Consider the following 17,874-nt stretch of genomic DNA (forward strand, 5'->3'; position numbering starts at 1 on the left):
ATGTGACCGATGGTTTCAGCAGTCTGTGAAGAGCTAAAAACGCGCGGTAGTTTGGGAATTAGACACTTTTAGTTTACTGATGATGTGACATTATGAAGAAAAAAATTGTTAGATTTTCGGCATTGGCATTAGCTATAGGGTTTTTATCGGGTTGTACAATCATGCCGGGCCAGGGATTGAATAGCCTTCGTAAGAATGTTGTTGAGCTGCCTGATAGCGACTACGATCTGGATAAACTGGTTAATGTTTATCCCATGACGCCGGGTCTGATAGATAAACTCCGCCCCGAACCCGTCATTGCTCGTTCGAATCCTCAATTAGATAGCCTGTTAAAAAGCTATGAGTATCGTATTGGCGTTGGCGATGTGCTTATGGTTACTGTATGGGATCACCCTGAGTTGACAACCCCTGCGGGTCAATATCGTAGCGCAAGTGATACGGGCAACTGGGTAAACTCTGATGGGACTATTTTCTATCCATATATTGGCAAAGTTCAGGTTGCAGGTAAAACGTTAACGCAAGTGAGACAAGAGATTGCGAATCGCCTGACTACGTATATTGAAAGTCCGCAGGTTGATGTCAGTATTGCTGCGTTTCGATCGCAGAAAGTTTACGTAACTGGAGAAGTAACAAATTCCGGTAAGCAAGCCATTACAAACATTCCTCTGACTGTAATGGATGCAATTAACGCTGCGGGTGGTCTTGCGGCTGATGCCGACTGGAGAAATGTCGTCCTGACTCATAATGGTAAGGATACGAAGATTTCACTGTATGCACTTATGCAGAAAGGCGACCTTACACAGAATCACCTCTTATTCCCTGGTGACATACTTTTTGTTCCTAGGAACGATGACCTGAAAGTGTTTGTCATGGGCGAGGTCGGTAAGCAGAGCACGCTCAAGATGGATCGTAGTGGGATGACACTTGCAGAGGCCTTAGGGAATTCCGAAGGGATTGCTCAATCGATGAGCGATGCAACTGGTATCTTCGTGGTTCGTCAATTGAAAGGTGATAATCAAGGCAAAATCGCTAGTATCTATCAATTAAATGCTCAAGATGCTTCTGCAATGGTTCTAGGCACAGAATTTCAGCTACAGCCTTACGACATTGTGTATGTCACTACCGCTCCGCTGGTGCGTTGGAATAGGGTCATATCTCAGTTAGTCCCAACTATCACCGGAGTACATGATATGACTGAAACTGTACGCTACATTAAGAGATGGCCGAACTGATGTTTGATTCAATTCTAGTTGTGTGTACCGGAAATATTTGCCGCTCACCAATAGGTGAGCGCTATCTTCAGGTTGCTTTGCCTACTAAACGAATTAATTCAGCAGGTACTGGGGCATTAGTAAATCATGCTGCTGATGCCAGTGCGGTGAAGGTAGCTGAACAGCATGGTCTTTCACTAGAAGGTCATTCAGGACGCCAGTTTACATCTGCTTTAGCGCGCCAATATGATTTGATTTTAGTGATGGAACGCTCTCATATAGAACAGATAGGGAATATTGCACCTGAAGCAAGGGGGAAGATAATGCTGTTTGGACACTGGTTAAATCAAAGGGAAATCCCTGACCCGTATCGCAAGAGTGATGAAGCCTTCCTATCTGTATATAAGCTTATTGAACAGGCTGGTAAACTTTGGGCCGAAAAATTAGGTGCATAATTCAGGAATAATCGCATGTCATCAGTAATAAATAAATCTACATCTAAAGATGATGAAGGAATTGACTTAGGTCGCCTTGTTGGGGAAGTTATCGATCATAGGAAACTAATCGTTTCAGTAACATCCTTATTTACATTAATTGCACTATTATACGCAATTTTTGCTACACCCATTTATCAAGCAAATGCCCTTGTACAAGTTGAACAAAAACAGGCTAATGCTATATTAAATAATCTTAGCCAGATGCTTCCTAATAGCCAGCCACAATCTGCACCGGAAATAACATTACTTGGCTCGCGTATGATTCTTGGCAAAACTGTAGATGATTTAAATCTGCAAATACGAGTAAAGCAAGAATATTTTCCAATATTTGGGCGAGGTATGGCAAGGTTAATGGGAGATAAACCAGGGACGCTGTCAGTATCACGGTTATATATACCTGAATCAAATGGGGAAGATGTCCCTGAAATTCAATTAATAGTAATCGATAATAACAATTTTAAACTTGATATTGGTGATGAATCTTACGATGGTAAAGTGGGGGAGCTGTTAGACAAAGGTGGTATAACAATAAAAGTAGATGAAATTAAGGCGACACCAGGTGCTAAATTCTCAATTAAATACGTTAGTAGATTAAAGGCAATAACAGATTTACAAGAGGGCTTGGAAGTCGCCGATCAAGGTAAGGACACTGGAATGTTGGGTATTTCCTTGACTGGAGATAACTCACAACTTATTGAAAGAATAGTTGATAGCGTTAGCAATAATTACCTTGCCCAAAATATTGCAAGGCAGGCTGCTCAGGATGCGAAAAGTTTAGATTTTTTAAATGAACAATTGCCTAAAGTTCGAAGTGAACTAGATTTAGCTGAGGATAAATTAAATAAATACCGTCAGCAAAATGATTCCGTTGATTTGTCATTAGAAGCAAAATCAGTTCTTGATCAGATAGTTAATGTTGATAACCAGTTGAATGAATTAACATTTCGCGAGTCCGAGATATCTCAGTTGTATACGAAAGAACATCCAACGTATAAAGCTTTGATGGAAAAAAGAAAAACATTACAAGATGAAAAAACAAAGTTAAATAAACGTGTGGCAACAATGCCAGAAACTCAACAAGAAATACTAAGATTTAGTCGTGATGTTGAATCGGGGCGAGCTGTGTATATGCAGTTACTTAATCGCCAGCAAGAATTAAGTATATCTAAGTCAAGTGCTATTGGTAACGTCAGAATAATTGACAATGCGGTAACTGAATTAAAGCCAGTCAAACCAAAGAAAGTATTAGTTGTACTTATCGGTATTGTATTGGGTGGAATGGTCTCAATTGGTATCGTATTACTACGTGTCTACCTTAGGAGAGGTATAGAAAGCCCTGAGCAATTAGAGGAAGTGGGTTGTAATGTTTATGCAAGTATACCTGTTGCTGAATCCTACACTAACACCGTTTCACAAGCTAAAAAATGGGGTAAAAAGAGTAGTGATGAAAATCAAGGTTTTCTCGCGGTAGATAACCCCGCTGATCTTGCTATCGAGGCAATTCGTGGCTTACGTACAAGCTTACATTTTGCCATGATGGAAGCAAGAAATAACGTTCTGATGATTTCAGGTGCTAGTCCAAACGCAGGGAAAACATTTGTAAGCTCTAATTTAGCCGCAGTAATCTCGCAAACAGGTAAAAAAGTATTATTCATTGATACTGATATGAGGAAAGGTTATACGCACAAGCTCTTTCATGAGAACAACGAAAATGGGCTTTCCGATATATTAGTCGGAAAAATTGAACCTTATGCAGCCATCAAAAAAGTTACATCAGCAGGTTTTGATTATATCTCAAGAGGAATGGTTCCACCTAATCCTGCTGAGTTGCTAATGCATCGTCGCTTTGGCGAGTTAATAAATTGGGCAAGTGAAAACTACGACATTGTAGTATTAGACACTCCTCCTATTTTAGCAGTAACAGACCCTGCCGTGATTGGGCATTATGCGGGTACTACACTATTAGTTGCGCGCTTTGAACTAAATACTGTAAAAGAGATAGAAGTAAGTGTTAAGAGATTTGAGAATACTGGAATTGTAGTTAAAGGTTGTATTTTGAATGGTGTAGTGAAAAAAGCCAGTAGTTACTATGGTTATGGGTATAGTCATTACGGTTATACCTACAAGGATAAAAATTAAAAAAAAAAGTATATGTGGGACTAAGAAGGGTTCTGCATATACTTTATTCTAAACCTAAATATAATTATGAAAATTGATTTAATGGGTTAAGCGAATCGAAGAGAGGGCATTATGACGCTTATCGTCAGAAATATTATTGTCAGTATTGCTTTGGCAGTATCTGATTTTTTTTCGTTTGTAATTTCTTTGTATTTGGCTATAGGTGTTTTATCGCTCACAATGAGCGATTACGAAAAAATTGTGCCTAGTAATCAAATAGAAGGCTGGATTGCGCTTCATTGGCTTCTTGCTTTCTGTTGTGTCGGTTGGTATACCATAAGATTACGTCATTATTTTTACCGAAAAACATTTTGGTTCGAATTAAAAGAAATACTTCGTACATTAGTCATTTTCGCAGTAATAGAAATCGCCGTCATGGCATTTACTACCTGGTCTTTTTCACGTTTTTTATGGGTATTAACCTGGATATTCGTATTATTTCTAGTTCCTACACTAAGGATGATAACGAAAAGAGTGTTAGATGTTTTTGGTTTATGGCGTAGGGATACATGGATTATTGGTAGTAGTACAAATGCGATAGAGGCTTACAAAGCAATAAATAGTGAACGTAATCTGGGGTTAGTAATTGTAGGTTTTATTGCATGTGAAGGCGACACTAAAAGAGTTAGTGACATTGATGGCATACCGGTTTTAATGAACGATCTAAATTGGCTGTCAACGATTGATAAAAAAACTCAATTTATAGTCGCGGTTGAGTCATACCAAGGTGAAATACGCAATGCTTGGCTGCGAAACTTTATGATAAGAGGATATCGCTACGTATCGGTAATTCCGACTTTGCGCGGTATGCCGCTCGACAGCACTGATGTATCCTTCATTTTTAGTCATGAAGTGATGATATTTCGTGTGCAACAAAATTTAGCTAAAATGTCATCGCGGATTCTTAAACGTGTGTTTGATATATTTGGATCTTTATTTATTATTCTCATACTTTCTCCTGTTTTGCTATATATAAGTAGGAAAGTTAAGATAGATGGAGGACCTGCTATTTATGGACATGAACGTATTGGTAAAGGCGGTAAACCATTTAAGTGTTTAAAATTTCGCTCAATGGTAATTAACTCTAAGGAAGTCCTAGATGAATTATTGGCAACTGACAAAGAAGCAAAACAAGAATGGGACGCAACTTTTAAATTAAAAAATGATCCCCGTATTACAAAAATAGGCGGGTTTCTACGTAGAACAAGTTTAGATGAATTACCACAGTTATTTAATGTTCTGAAAGGTGAAATGAGTTTAGTTGGACCTAGGCCAATAATAACTGCGGAATTGGAAAGATATAACGATGAAGTTGATTATTATCTTCTCAGTAAACCTGGAATGACTGGTTTATGGCAGGTTAGTGGGCGTAGTGATGTCGATTATGAAACAAGGGTATATCTAGACGCATGGTATGTTAAAAACTGGTCAATGTGGAATGATATTGCCATTCTCTTTAAGACTATTGGTGTGGTATTGAAAAAGGATGGTGCATATTAAACCGCACTTAAAATTAGTTAATAAAGAGTTTTAATATGAAATACTATATTGCAATACCAACATATAATGGTGGGGAAATATGGAGATCAGCAGTCGCTAATATACAAAAATATGCGCCTGCTAATTTGCTGGTACACGTTATTGACTCCACAAGCAAAGATGATACCGTTGCCATCGCGGAAAAAGCGGGTTTCGATGTGCTCACTATAGCAGGCAGTGATTTCAATCATGGCGGTACAAGAAATCAAGCTGTTGAAAAGTATATTGAAAATTATGATGTAGTTATTTTTCTGACACAAGATGCTATCCCCCATCAGAATTTTATTGAGGAAATAATATCAGTATTTGCTGATGAGAGTATTGCATGTGCTTACGGACGGCAGTTACCTCATAAAGATGCTAATCCGCTTGCACGACACGCTAGAGGATTTAGTTATCCGGAAAAAGGATATATTTGTGGGAAAGAAAACATTCCAGAAATGGGATTGAAAACAGTATTTATGTCAAATTCCTTCTCAGCTTATAGGCTATCAGTCTTCAAAAAACTAGGGGGGTTCCCGTCAAACACTATTCTGTGTGAGGACATGTTTTACACAGCAAAAGCCGTTCTTTCTGGCTATAAGGTGGCTTATGCTGCAAAGGCCGAGGTACAACATTCTCATAACTACACACCATTAGAAGAGTTCAGACGTTATTTTGATATTGGTGTGTTCCATAAAGATGAACCATGGATTCGTCAAAGTATCGGAGGCGCTGGAGGAGAGGGGAAGAGATATTTGCTCTCGGAAATTAAGTTCCTGCTAAAAAATGCTCCTCATTGGATCCCTTTGGCATGCATAAATAATGTTATGAAAATATTAGGGTACAAGTTAGGACAAAAATATGAAAAGTTACCTAGAAAACTGATTAAATTATTTAGTATGCACAAGCGTTATTGGGATTTTTGAATTCTTAGGTAGTATCTTTCACATTGAGCTATTTTGATATTAGAGGGCAACATGAAAATAATTGTTACCGGTGGTGCGGGATTTATTGGTTCGGCCGTAGTGCGTCATATAATTAACGATACTCCAGACGAAGTAGTCGTTGTTGATAGTCTTACCTATGCAGGTAATCTAGAGTCATTGACAGATGTTGCTGACAGCCCACGTTTTAAATTTGAACAGGTGAGTATCTGTGACAGAGCAGAACTTGATCGGATTTTTAACGAGCAGCAACCAGATGCTGTAATGCATTTGGCTGCTGAAAGTCATGTTGATCGCTCAATCGATGGTCCAGCCGAGTTTATTGAAACCAATATTATCGGAACCTATACGATGCTCGAGGCCGCTCGTTCTCACTGGAATCAGTTAGACGAGGAAGGAAAACAAAATTTCCGTTTTCATCATATCTCGACTGATGAAGTTTATGGAGATCTTCATGGAACTGATGATCTATTCACTGAGACGACTCCTTACGCTCCTAGCAGTCCCTATTCTGCATCTAAAGCGTCAAGTGATCATTTAGTACGAGCGTGGCTTAGAACCTATGGTCTTCCAACAATTGTGACTAATTGTTCTAATAACTACGGGCCATATCATTTCCCGGAAAAATTGATACCTTTGATCATCCTGAATGCATTAGACGGTAAACCACTGCCAGTGTATGGGGATGGTGGTCAGATCCGTGATTGGCTATATGTTGAAGATCATGCTCGTGCGTTATATAAGGTGGTTACCGAAGGTATTGTAGGTGAAACATACAATATTGGCGGGCATAACGAACGTAAAAATATCGATGTTGTAAAGACTATATGTCATCTACTTGAAGAACTTGTACCGGTTAAGCCTGCTGGGGTTGCACAATATACCGATCTCATCACATATGTTACAGATCGTCCTGGCCATGATATGCGCTATGCAATTGATGCCGATAAAATCTATAAAGAGTTAGGATGGAAACCACAGGAAACCTTTGAAAGTGGAATTCGTAAAACTGTTGAATGGTACTTGGCTAACGAAGTATGGTGGAGTCGTGTAAAAGATGGTTCCTACGCGGGTGAGCGCTTAGGTTTGTCTCGTTAATTTTTTAGGAAAAGAAGAAAATGAAAGGTATTGTTCTTGCAGGTGGTTCTGGTACTCGTCTTTATCCTATTACTAAAGGGACTTCGAAGCAGCTTTTACCTATTTATGATAAACCAATGGTTTATTATCCAATCTCTGTTCTGATGCTTGCTGGTATTCGCGATATTTTAATCATTTCGACTCCTGATGATATGCCTGGATTCAAGCGTTTGCTCGGGGATGGCAGTCAGTTTGGTGTAAAATTTAGTTATGCTATTCAGCCAAGCCCTGATGGCCTTGCACAAGCATTCTTGATTGGTGAAGAGTTTATCGATGGGGACAGTTGTGCGCTGGTTCTGGGGGATAACATTTACTTTGGTGAAAGTTTTGGACGTAAGTTAGAAACTGTTGTGCAACGAACAGACGGCGCGACTGTATTTGGCTACCAGGTAATGGATCCGGAACGTTTCGGTGTTGTTGAATTTGATGAAAGAAATCGGGCAGTGTCTCTCGAAGAAAAACCATCCGAACCAAAATCTAATTGGGCGGTTACGGGACTTTATTTCTACGATAAAAATGTTGTTGAAATGGCAAAGAAAGTTAAACCATCTGCCCGCGGTGAGTTAGAGATTACTACGCTAAATGAAATGTATCTTGAACTAGGCAATTTGCATGTTGAAAAATTAGGTCGAGGATTTGCGTGGTTAGATACCGGTACTCATGAGAGTTTACTTGAGGCCTCTCAATTCATCCATACAATTGAACAGCGACAGGGATTTAAAGTGGCGTGCCTTGAAGAGATTGCATACCGCAAAGGCTGGTTAAGCTCTGACGATGTATTAGCTCAGGCCAAGGTCCTAGGGAAAACTCAATATGGACAGTATCTCAAGATGCTGGTAGAGGAAAAATAATAATGCAAGTTCTTGATACGAAGATTAAAGATGTGAAAATTATTCAGCCAAAAGTCTTTGGTGATGCTCGCGGTTTCTTTCTCGAAACGTTTGAAAAAAATCGTTATAGAGACATGCTTAATTTAGATTTGGATTTTGTGCAAGATAATCATTCACGCTCATCTAAGGGAGTATTACGTGGTTTACATTTTCAGAAGCATAATCCGCAAGGGAAACTTGTACGAGTCGTACGCGGCACTGTATTTGATGTAGCGGTTGATATACGTAAAGATTCTCCTACGTTTGGCGAATGGCAGGGGGTAATTTTATCAGAGGATAATAAAACCCAATTTTGGATTCCGCCCGGGCTAGCGCACGGATTTGTTGTTATATCAGATATAGCGGATTTCGAGTATAAATGTACTGATTATTACACTCCTGAAAATGAGAGATGTTTGATCTGGAATGATCCAGATATAGGAATTGATTGGCCTATTGATAAACCTTTATTATCAGAAAAAGATAAAGCTGGTAAGCGACTGACGGAGCTTTTTGAATGAGAATACTATTAACTGGTTCAAATGGCCAATTAGGTCATTGTTTCATGGATAGGATCCCTGAAGATTGGCAAGTGATAGCAACTGATACTAAAGAGCTTGATATTACAAATTTTTCGAACGTTTCAAAATTTGTTGATGAGGTAAGACCAGATGTCATAGTAAATGCTGCAGCATATACAGCAGTAGATAAAGCTGAGACAGAAAAAGAGATCGCTAAACTTGTTAACGTTGATGGGCCTAAAAATTTAGCTGCGGCTGCTAAAAAAAACGGAGCAGTTTTAATTCATGTATCTACTGATTATGTTTTTGATGGCCAGCAAAAAGAACCTTATATAGAAAATGATTTAACAAATCCACTAAGTGTTTACGGCAGAACGAAACTTGAGGGAGAGAAAGTTGTTTTCGAACAAAACGAAAACTCTATTATAGTACGTACTGCATGGGTTTATAGTGAGTATGGCAACAACTTCGTTAAAACAATGGTCCGTTTAGCATCAGAGCGCGATGAAATTAAAGTTGTTGATGATCAGTATGGCAGTCCTACATATGCAGGTGATATTGCGTTTGCGATCATTTCATTAATAAGAGCAAAAGCTACGCCTGGAATTTATCATTATTGTGGTAATCAGGACATGAGCTGGAAGGACTTTGCTTCCCTGATAATTATGGAGGCAAAGAATATTAATATAATATGTAAAAATGTCAAGGTTCATTCCATTACAACTGATGAATATCCAACACAAGCGACGCGGCCGAAATTTTCGACTTTAAACTGTGATAAAATAAAACATTACGGTATAGAACTATCTAGTATTGAAAAAAACCTGCAAAAGGTTTTATATTTTATCAATAAGAAATAATATTTCGCATAATTAGGGTAAAATAATGGACTCTGAAATCGCTAAAAAAACAAAAGTGAGTGTTTATATATCAACGCATAATCGACTTGAACGATTAAAAAGAGCAATAAGATCAGTACTGTCGCAAGATTATGAGAATATTGAACTTTTAATATGTGATGATGCTTCAATTGATGGCACACAAGAATATATCATGTCACTTTGTCGTGAAGATAGCCGGGTCCGTTATTTTAGAAATGATGTAAATAAAGGTGCATGTGCCACAAGGAATTTAGGTATCTTTAATGCGTCAGGATATTTTATTACGGGCTTAGATGATGATGATGAATTTATGCCGAATCGACTAAGTACTTTTGTTAGTAATTGGGATGATAAATATTCATTTTTATCATGTGATTTTTATGATTGCTATAATAATATAAAAAGGAGATCACATTATAAGAGGAAAAACAAAGAGGTTTGTTATAATTACAAGGATTTACTTTTTGACAACATTGCATCTAATCAAGTATTCACATTGACAGAGCGTATGCGAGAAATAAACGGATTCGACGTCAGCGTGAAAAGATTACAAGATTGGGATACATGGTTAAGGTTGGCTCATCATTTCGGTATTTTCAAAGTTTTACCTGAGATTACTTATATTATGCATCATGATCATAGTCCGCATGAACAACGTGTTTCAAAAAATTATCCTTTTGCATTAGCGTTAAATGAACTCAGTCAGCGTAACTTAAACTTATATAATAATGATGAAAAGAAATTTGTTGATTATCTTGTGTCTTTAGAAAATAAAAAAGGGAAGTTATTAGATAGTGTGATATGGAGTATTAAAAGGAAACATGCAAAATACTCGATTAAATATTTACAACAGTTCTTCACAAAAAATAACCAAAGATGAGTTTGAGGTTTATATGTCAACGGAGTGTTTAGTAATAATTGTAACGCACAATAGCCAGAAACATATACAATGGTGTTTGGATGGGTTAGCTACATCTGAGTCAGACTTAAGTATAAAAATTGTGGATTCCGGATCGAATGATACTTCATATTTAGATAACCTATCGTGCAAACATAAGTTAGAAGTAATAAAAAAAGATAATATTGGATTTGTTAAAGGTAATAATCTGGTTTTACAAATGGGATTCCAATGTAAATGGACTTTATTATTGAATCCAGATGCTGCAATTGATGGTTCAAAATTAGATAAGTTATTAACTTTGGCCAATGAAACTGATAATGACGATATCGGAATTTTTTCGGTCCCTTTAATTCGTTATTCAATTGATCAAATGAAGGAGATGGATGTCTATGATTCTTTAGGTATAGCCGCAACATCTTATGGTAGATGGTATGATATTGGTTCAAGCGAGCCGCTAAAAAAATTAGATAGTAACCCATCTGAAGTTTTAGCTGTTTGTGGTGCGTTTATGCTTATACGTAATGATGCTCTTAAAGTATGTCTCGATAAATCTAATTCAATAGGATTTGAAAGTAGTTATCATATGTATAAAGAGGATATAGAATTGTGTCTCAGGTTTAGGAAATATAATTGGAAAGTAATGATGATCAATCACTTAAATGCATATCATTGCAGAGGGTGGAATAAACCTAGAGGAAAGATTCCTTTTTGGGCAAAGTATCATTCCGCAATTAATGATTTAGATCTTGCATTTAGATATAAAAAAATGCACATGCCATATGCAATTAGTAAGTATTTATGGGTAAATTTCGTAGAACGCTTTAAATTAATATAGATGGATAATTTATGCCTCACTTTTTTGATAATGAGTTGATATTGTTATATTTGCTTATCTCAATAATTTTATTGTTTTTGGCATCGATTAGTATCATCTCGAATAATAATAAATTAGATAATTTTACGTTGTTACTGGTGTTTATTTTAATCACACTATTTTATGGTCTTCGTTTTCCCGGGACAACCGATACAAAAATGTATTTGAATGAGTTTGATAGTTTATCAAATCTCGATTCCTTTTCCTGGGGTTGGGGGTTCTATGGATTGATGAAGATAATCTCTTACTTTGGTAAGTCACATGATCTTTATATATTCGCTTCGTCTTTATTTTTAACACTAAGTCTCTTGATATTTGTGCTCTATGCCTTTAAAGGAAAAGCATATAAGGCATTTGTATTTATCGCTTTTTTTTATAGCTGGGATGTGCTTGAGTTATCAACGAATGCTTACAGGCAAGGTGTCGCGGCTATAATTGCAGGGATAGCGTGCGTATTGTTTTACCGCAAAAAATTTATATTATCAGCAGCTCTGTTTTATGTTGCACTATCATTCCACTGGGGTGCAATTGTTGTTATATTGGCTTGTGTGTGCTCCTATTTATTTACTAATGAAAAAATAATTACTTATACTGGTCGAATTGCACTACTGATGTTTCTTCTTTCAGTTTTTATTAAAATTGATATCATGGGGATTGTTTATGAAAACGTGTCCTCACTTGGTTTTCTATTTAGTGGTGTAAATATAGCATCTAAGGCCGACGCATACCTTGCTGGCGGTGTTGAAGGTGCCAATTTCTATGATTTTAACATTCCCCGGCGACTGTATAATATATTAACAACAATCATCCCTTTGCTTTTATTTGTGCTATATACTTTAAACAAAGATAACAGGAAAGCTTTTTTTTCCGAAGTGAACTCCACTTGTATTATATCTCTCTTTGCTATTATGAGTGTTTATGGCGTATTGTTAATTTCCATGACTTGGTTTATGCGTAACTTTTACTGGAATACCTTTTTTTCATGCGCAATTTATCCTTTGTTTCTTGATTCAGTAAGTAAAAGTAATCCAAAAAAATTAACTAAATATACGATAGTATTAGCATCGTTTTTGTTGTTTCTATCATTCATAACAATGTGGCGTACTCCTTCAATATTTATATCCTATCCATAAAAGTTATTTTTCAGGTAAATGGGAGTGTAAATGAAATTTAAAAGATGGTTTTTATTATTTTTATTTCTGGCTGAAGCTCCGCTGGTTGCGCACGGTCAGGATATAAAATTTAACTACCTGGGGAAGCCAATTACGACTTTTGACGGATATTCACCTATTTATCTTAAAGGAGTATATGCCGCTAAGGATACCTTTGGAATGAGGCAAAATGCTGTTGTTGCATCTTTTAAAGCGAATTCCGGTAATCCATTTAGTTTCCCAATCCTAGGACTAAATTCTCTATATGATCTGACTCGGTACATGGATCGTGATTCAGTAGCTTTATATGCAGATAATACGGCGCCTAACTTCAAGTCATGGGAAATAATATCTGACGCCAAAATAACAGCCACTTCGATTGTTTCTGATTACATCGACAATCAAAAAGTTCAGCCGGGAATGATTATCGAAACTCAAAGTAACCCTAAATGGACTACATATGTAGTGTCTGTAACCAAGGGAAAAATAATCACAAGTGGTTGGGTTAACATGAAAACCAAACACATGGGTACACCAGATACAAATGTAATAATATTAAATCCATTAACCAAAATTTGGGCTGCTAATTTCAATATTACTCTTCCGAGTGATTCTCGAGCTATCAAAGGCGTCGTACAGGAGAATGGTGTCGTTAATAATAAGATAAAGTCGGGTATTGTAAACGGTGTTGATACTGTAATTCTACCATATTCAAAATTTGGTGGGGCTTCAGCTTATGTTGCAAGATCAGCAAATACAGGATTTAATCAACAATGGAATGCGGGATATTTATCATTAGGGAATAAATACAATTTTGTTAGTAGAAATACGAGTGTAAATAATTCTCTTGTCAGTTATCTTGATGCCTCCAATTCTGACATAGGTTTGCAGTTTTCAGGTAATAATAAAAAACAATCAATTGAATGGTTAAATGGTGAAAAGGTAACTGCTGCTATATCCCCTACCGGCCAATTGCAAAAAATAAATTACAAAACATCTACTATTACTAAATCTGCAAAGCTTACAGATGATAATGCAAGATATATATTCTTAACACATGAGAATATAATAGTGACATTACCAGACACTGATGACTTGATTGATGGATATACGCTTAAATTATCTTCTTTTGGTGATGGAGCTTACAAAATAAAATTTGAATCCAAATTGGCTATTAAGGGTAACGTTGATTTGAAAAATGATAATTGGAGTAAAGAGTTAATATACTTCGATAAGCAATGGTTTCTTAGTTAATTTATTATTTTATCTATTATAGGGTTTTTGTATGAAACTATTATTAGTTGGCAATCACACTTGTGGGAATCGTGGTGATGCTGCAATTCTTAGAGGATTGTTAAATTGCATCAGGGAAATTGATAGTGAAATTGAGATAGATATTATAAGCCGATATTCCATAAGCTCTTCATATTTATTGGGTGAGAGCATCAAGCAAGATACTTTATATTCTGACGCAAAAAAAACAAAAGGGGGAATATACGCTAAGGTTAGGTCAAAAATAAAAAGCATATTTTTACCATGGGTCCTTATTGCACATTGCCGTGAAAAGGGGATTCTTAGGTATATTAGTCTGCCGAAGCATATTACTAGCTTTACTGAAAGCATAAAAGAATATGATGCCATTATTCAAGTAGGCGGCTCTTTTTTTGTTGATTTGTATGGCGCTGCACAATTTGAACATATCTTTTGTTCTTTATTAGCCAAAAAACCGATCTATCTAATTGGGCATAGCGTAGGTCCATTCGATAACAAAAATATTCAGAAAATTGCAAAATTTGCTTTTTCTAATGTAAATAATCTAATTTTGAGAGAAAGTATTAGTAAGGAGCTTATTGCTGATTATAAATTCGATATGGACAACGTGTCAGATGGTGTTGATACTGCTTTTTTAGTAGAAGGGACAAATTATTCTTCTTTCAACGATTACATCTGTCAGCATTGGTTAACCAAAATAAGAAACAGCAAATGTGTTGCCATGACTGTAAGAAAACTAGCTCCATTTGATAAACGACTCGGTGTAACTCAGGAACAATATGAATTTGCAATTGCTCGCGTAATTGACCATGTGATTAGTTTAGGATATCAAGTAATCATTTTTTCAACATGCACAGGAATTGAAAGTTATAATAATGATGATAGAATTGTGGCGCTTTCAGTTAAGGATAAAGTAAAAAACACTGAAAAAATTAGTGTTGTTATGGATGAGATTAATGATGCTCAGTTAGGTTTTCTTCTAAGTAAGTGCGAGTTTACAATTGGCACAAGACTTCACTCTGCTATTATATCAATGAATTTTGGGACGCCAGCAATAGCAATTAATTATGAGCATAAATCGAAAGGCATCATGCAATCACTATCTATGGATATTCTTTCTGTCAGTGTACAGGGACTATTCACTGATGAAGTGGTTAATAAAATTAATCACCTTCATAATAATTATGATGGCATCAATCATGATTTATCTCTTCAATTGAAAAGAGTCAAAAAAGAAGGGCGGGATATAATTTCCGAAGTTATTAAAGAAATTGGTGCGAAATGAAAATTTTATTTTTTTGTGTTAAATTCCCCTTGGCATCAGAAACCTTTATTTTAAATCAAATTATCTCTTTTATTAAGAAGGGATATGATGTCAAAGTGCTCTCAATTTATCCTGGCGATATGGATAAAATACATGATGACTATCTGGAATATGATTTAAAAAGTAAAGTGCATTATATTTTTGATGAAGATATAACATCAAAATCCAAATATTTTCAGTTTAGTAAAAGAGTACAATATAGCTTGAAGTCTTTTGCCTTGGGGAACATAAACTCGTTTAATTTTAATAAATATGGATTTTTGTCTTATACGCTTCTTCTTCCCGCTTTAATTGGTCGTGTCGCAAGTAGGATTGAAAGTGATTATATCATAGCACATTTTGGGCCGTGTGGAGTTTTAGCAAATTGTTTGCGGAGTTGTGGTGTTTTACATGGGAAAATAGTTACTGTTTTTCATGGTTACGATCTTTCAGCCACCAATTTGCTAAACAGATATAAAGGATTCTATAAGAGACTCTTTAATGATGGTGATTTGTTCCTTCCTGTGAGTCATGTGTGGGAAAGTAAATTAATCGAAATGGGATGTGATAAAGGTAAAATTTCTGTTATTAGAATGGGTATCCAGATTGAAAATTTTAGCTTTTATCCGCGCCCCTTTAGAAATGAACCATTGAAAATTATATCAGTATGTAGATTGACAGAGAAAAAAGGCCTGCGCTATGCAATTCAGGCGTGTGATATCTTGAATAAGAGTGGTTATAGATTTCAGTATGATATTGTTGGTTATGGAGAGTTAAATGCAGAACTTCAACAGCTCATCAGCAAATACGGGCTTGAAGATAAAGTAAATATTATCGGTTTTCAACCTCAGTCTGTGGTTAAAAAATTGTTGATGAAGAGTGATGTTTTTCTCCTACCCTCTGTTACTGCAAATAATGGTGATATGGAAGGTATTCCCGTTGCTTTAATGGAAGCAATGGCAATTGGTTTACCAGTTATTTCTACTTTTCACAGTGGAATTCCTGAACTAATTGAAAACGATGTTAGTGGTTGGCTATGTGATGAACGAGATTTTCAGGCTATTGCCAATATCCTAATTTCATTGTTAAAGGATCAAAAAGATCTGAAATATATTCAAGATAATGCTAGACGCAAAATCGAATTATCATTCAATCAGGAAAAAGAATACTCTCAAATGGCTAATCTCTTGGAGAGGCTTTCATGAGTGGATTGAGGAAGCAAGCTTCTTGGCTTTTGTTTTCCAACATATTTGCAGCAATACTTCAGATTATCCAAATTAGTGTGTTAGCCCGACATTTGGAACTACATGAGTTGGGTATGCTTGCGATCGTTAATTCAATTTTAATGATAGCAATGATTTTGCAAGATATGGGTATGAGTAGTTATATTATTCATAGACAAGATCTTAGTCGAGATGAACAAAGCACAATATATTGGGTTAATTTTATTTTAAGTATTTTGGCAGGGGGGATTGTTTTATTAGTTGCTTGGCCTTTAGCTAGATTTTATATGATGGATAAGCTTACTCCATTGGTCATGCTTTCAAGTATAAACTTTCTGTTTTTAGGTTCGCTTTCACAATATCAAGCTCATTATATCAAAGCAAAGAGGATGGTGTCTCTTTCCCAAATAGAAATGTCCGCAAAGACTCTCTCTTTTTTATTTGTTATATATGCAATATTGTATACAGAGTTAAGAACTTCGGCTGTTATTATCGGTCTCATTGTAAATGCCTGTCTCAGGTTAGCTTTTATGAGCTATTTTGGAGATAAAGATTGGAGGCCTAAATTTGTTTTCGAAAAAAACATTTGTAAAGGTGTCTTCAGTTATGGGATATACCAGCTCGGTTCTCAGATAATCAATCAGCTTAGAACTCAATTAGACGTAATTATTATTGGCAAAGTCCTTGGTGGTGATTCTTTAGGTTTATATTCTCTTGCAAAAGATTTGATTATGCAACCTTTGAAACTGATTACACCAGTTATAAATAGATTAGCACTACCTCGTTTTGCTGAAGCACAGCGTGATACTAATCTTCTAGAGACAGTATACTTAAAAGGGACTCTGTTAATAGTATCAGCCAGTGCAATATCGTTTGTCGGAATTTTTATCTTTTCTCCTATAATTATTTTTATTTTGTATGGAGAGCAGCGTATGACAATAATGACTTTATTACCTTATATGTTGCTTTTTGGAATGTTGAGACCAATGGGGGGATTAACTGGCGCGATAGCTCAAGCCAACGGAAGAACCAATGTTGAATTCAAGTGGAATATAATAGCAGGTATTGTAGCATTATGTTTGTCAAGCTCAATATTTTTATATTCCTCTCTATGGTATGTCTCTCTGGTGCTATCGATTACTCAAATAATAATAACTTTTCTTGTATATCCATTTTTTGTTAAGCCAATAGTAAATTCAAATTTCTCTTCTTACCTTCTAAATTGGATGCCGGTTTGTTTGTTGTTTATTGTTATTGTAATATTGATTCAGAATTTTAATTTCTTTGTTTATCCTTTTTGGTAATTTTTTTAAAGATAAATATCTTATTAATTTATTTCATAGTGTTATTGTATCGTTTTTACATTAAAAATAATTTTGCCCTATCCATAT

16 protein-coding genes are annotated in these 17,874 nt (G+C 36.0%); all 16 read left to right on the plus strand.

Features of this window, described 5'->3' with window-relative positions; all coding sequences use genetic code 11:
* Nucleotides 1-92 precede the first annotated feature (92 nt).
* The 16 genes from EGY08_RS25430 to EGY08_RS25505 all read left to right on the plus strand — a co-directional run bounded on the left by EGY08_RS25430 (nt 93) and on the right by EGY08_RS25505 (nt 17,787).
* Nucleotides 93-1,232: a polysaccharide export protein gene (locus EGY08_RS25430; RefSeq protein ID WP_123829113.1), complete on the plus strand. Its 1,140-nt coding sequence runs from the start codon at nt 93-95 to the stop codon at nt 1,230-1,232.
* Nucleotides 1,232-1,666 (plus strand): protein-tyrosine-phosphatase, encoded by a 435-nt coding sequence (locus EGY08_RS25435; protein ID WP_049080040.1) that lies wholly within the window; start codon nt 1,232-1,234, stop codon nt 1,664-1,666. The genes EGY08_RS25430 and EGY08_RS25435 overlap by 1 nt, the downstream gene beginning before the upstream one ends.
* Before the next feature lie 15 nt (nt 1,667-1,681).
* The gene (locus tag EGY08_RS25440; protein ID WP_112167131.1) at nt 1,682-3,847 is read left to right on the plus strand and encodes a polysaccharide biosynthesis tyrosine autokinase; all 2,166 of its coding nucleotides are present in this window, start codon (nt 1,682-1,684) and stop codon (nt 3,845-3,847) included.
* Between the two features lie 111 nt (nt 3,848-3,958).
* A complete protein-coding gene (wbaP, locus tag EGY08_RS25445) occupies nt 3,959-5,386 on the plus strand; it encodes an undecaprenyl-phosphate galactose phosphotransferase WbaP (RefSeq protein ID WP_112167133.1) in 1,428 nt (475 codons plus the stop codon).
* A gap of 35 nt (nt 5,387-5,421) precedes the next feature.
* Entirely contained in the window at nt 5,422-6,333 is a 912-nt protein-coding gene (locus EGY08_RS25450; protein WP_112167135.1) for a glycosyltransferase family 2 protein, read from the plus strand.
* A gap of 51 nt (nt 6,334-6,384) precedes the next feature.
* A complete protein-coding gene (gene rffG / locus EGY08_RS25455; protein ID WP_112167198.1) occupies nt 6,385-7,449 on the plus strand; it encodes a dTDP-glucose 4,6-dehydratase in 1,065 nt (354 codons plus the stop codon).
* A 20-nt stretch (nt 7,450-7,469) separates the two neighbouring features.
* A complete protein-coding gene (gene rfbA / locus EGY08_RS25460) occupies nt 7,470-8,339 on the plus strand; it encodes a glucose-1-phosphate thymidylyltransferase RfbA (RefSeq protein ID WP_112167138.1) in 870 nt (289 codons plus the stop codon).
* Between the two features lie 2 nt (nt 8,340-8,341).
* Complete coding sequence (gene rfbC, locus EGY08_RS25465; RefSeq protein ID WP_112167140.1) at nt 8,342-8,878, plus strand: dTDP-4-dehydrorhamnose 3,5-epimerase; 537 nt, start codon at nt 8,342-8,344, stop codon at nt 8,876-8,878.
* A complete protein-coding gene (rfbD, locus tag EGY08_RS25470) occupies nt 8,875-9,738 on the plus strand; it encodes a dTDP-4-dehydrorhamnose reductase (RefSeq protein ID WP_112167142.1) in 864 nt (287 codons plus the stop codon). The genes rfbC and rfbD overlap by 4 nt, the downstream gene beginning before the upstream one ends.
* Nucleotides 9,739-9,763: 25 nt before the next feature.
* Nucleotides 9,764-10,639 (plus strand): glycosyltransferase, encoded by an 876-nt coding sequence (locus EGY08_RS25475; RefSeq protein ID WP_112167144.1) that lies wholly within the window; start codon nt 9,764-9,766, stop codon nt 10,637-10,639.
* Nucleotides 10,581-11,495, plus strand: coding sequence for a glycosyltransferase (locus tag EGY08_RS25480; protein WP_227635292.1), 915 nt, complete (start codon nt 10,581-10,583; stop codon nt 11,493-11,495). The genes EGY08_RS25475 and EGY08_RS25480 overlap by 59 nt, the downstream gene beginning before the upstream one ends.
* An 11-nt stretch (nt 11,496-11,506) precedes the next feature.
* Nucleotides 11,507-12,667: an EpsG family protein gene (locus EGY08_RS25485; protein WP_112167149.1), complete on the plus strand. Its 1,161-nt coding sequence runs from the start codon at nt 11,507-11,509 to the stop codon at nt 12,665-12,667.
* A 30-nt stretch (nt 12,668-12,697) separates the two neighbouring features.
* Nucleotides 12,698-13,939 carry a hypothetical protein gene (locus tag EGY08_RS25490; protein ID WP_112167151.1) on the plus strand — a complete coding sequence of 414 codons (1,242 nt, stop codon included), beginning with the start codon at nt 12,698-12,700 and terminating at the stop codon, nt 13,937-13,939.
* 31 nt (nt 13,940-13,970) lie between these two features.
* Nucleotides 13,971-15,242 (plus strand): colanic acid biosynthesis pyruvyl transferase WcaK, encoded by a 1,272-nt coding sequence (gene wcaK, locus EGY08_RS25495; RefSeq protein WP_112167153.1) that lies wholly within the window; start codon nt 13,971-13,973, stop codon nt 15,240-15,242.
* Complete coding sequence (locus EGY08_RS25500) at nt 15,239-16,465, plus strand: glycosyltransferase (protein ID WP_112167155.1); 1,227 nt, start codon at nt 15,239-15,241, stop codon at nt 16,463-16,465. The genes wcaK and EGY08_RS25500 overlap by 4 nt, the downstream gene beginning before the upstream one ends.
* Complete coding sequence (locus EGY08_RS25505; RefSeq protein ID WP_123829114.1) at nt 16,462-17,787, plus strand: oligosaccharide flippase family protein; 1,326 nt, start codon at nt 16,462-16,464, stop codon at nt 17,785-17,787. Before EGY08_RS25500 ends, EGY08_RS25505 begins: the two co-directional genes overlap by 4 nt.
* Nucleotides 17,788-17,874: the final 87 nt, after the last annotated feature.

Source organism: Klebsiella sp. FDAARGOS_511 (genome assembly GCF_003812845.1).
GTDB classification, from domain to species: Bacteria; Pseudomonadota; Gammaproteobacteria; order Enterobacterales; family Enterobacteriaceae; genus Klebsiella; species Klebsiella grimontii.

What these genes read in the sequence shown, in the direction of transcription:
- EGY08_RS25490 (WP_112167151.1), top strand. Translation starts at nt 12,698, where the DNA reads ATGAAATTTAAAAGATGGTTTTTATTATTTTTATTTCTGGCTGAAGCT.
- rfbD (WP_112167142.1), top strand. Translation starts at nt 8,875, where the DNA reads ATGAGAATACTATTAACTGGTTCAAATGGCCAATTAGGTCATTGTTTC.
- EGY08_RS25440 (WP_112167131.1), top strand. Translation starts at nt 1,682, where the DNA reads ATGTCATCAGTAATAAATAAATCTACATCTAAAGATGATGAAGGAATT.
- rffG (WP_112167198.1), top strand. Translation starts at nt 6,385, where the DNA reads ATGAAAATAATTGTTACCGGTGGTGCGGGATTTATTGGTTCGGCCGTA.
- EGY08_RS25430 (WP_123829113.1), top strand. Translation starts at nt 93, where the DNA reads ATGAAGAAAAAAATTGTTAGATTTTCGGCATTGGCATTAGCTATAGGG.
- EGY08_RS25505 (WP_123829114.1), top strand. Translation starts at nt 16,462, where the DNA reads ATGAGTGGATTGAGGAAGCAAGCTTCTTGGCTTTTGTTTTCCAACATA.
- EGY08_RS25450 (WP_112167135.1), top strand. Translation starts at nt 5,422, where the DNA reads ATGAAATACTATATTGCAATACCAACATATAATGGTGGGGAAATATGG.
- rfbC (WP_112167140.1), top strand. Translation starts at nt 8,342, where the DNA reads ATGCAAGTTCTTGATACGAAGATTAAAGATGTGAAAATTATTCAGCCA.
- EGY08_RS25500 (WP_112167155.1), top strand. Translation starts at nt 15,239, where the DNA reads ATGAAAATTTTATTTTTTTGTGTTAAATTCCCCTTGGCATCAGAAACC.
- EGY08_RS25480 (WP_227635292.1), top strand. Translation starts at nt 10,581, where the DNA reads ATGCAAAATACTCGATTAAATATTTACAACAGTTCTTCACAAAAAATA.
- EGY08_RS25475 (WP_112167144.1), top strand. Translation starts at nt 9,764, where the DNA reads ATGGACTCTGAAATCGCTAAAAAAACAAAAGTGAGTGTTTATATATCA.
- EGY08_RS25435 (WP_049080040.1), top strand. Translation starts at nt 1,232, where the DNA reads ATGTTTGATTCAATTCTAGTTGTGTGTACCGGAAATATTTGCCGCTCA.
- rfbA (WP_112167138.1), top strand. Translation starts at nt 7,470, where the DNA reads ATGAAAGGTATTGTTCTTGCAGGTGGTTCTGGTACTCGTCTTTATCCT.
- wcaK (WP_112167153.1), top strand. Translation starts at nt 13,971, where the DNA reads ATGAAACTATTATTAGTTGGCAATCACACTTGTGGGAATCGTGGTGAT.
- EGY08_RS25485 (WP_112167149.1), top strand. Translation starts at nt 11,507, where the DNA reads ATGCCTCACTTTTTTGATAATGAGTTGATATTGTTATATTTGCTTATC.
- wbaP (WP_112167133.1), top strand. Translation starts at nt 3,959, where the DNA reads ATGACGCTTATCGTCAGAAATATTATTGTCAGTATTGCTTTGGCAGTA.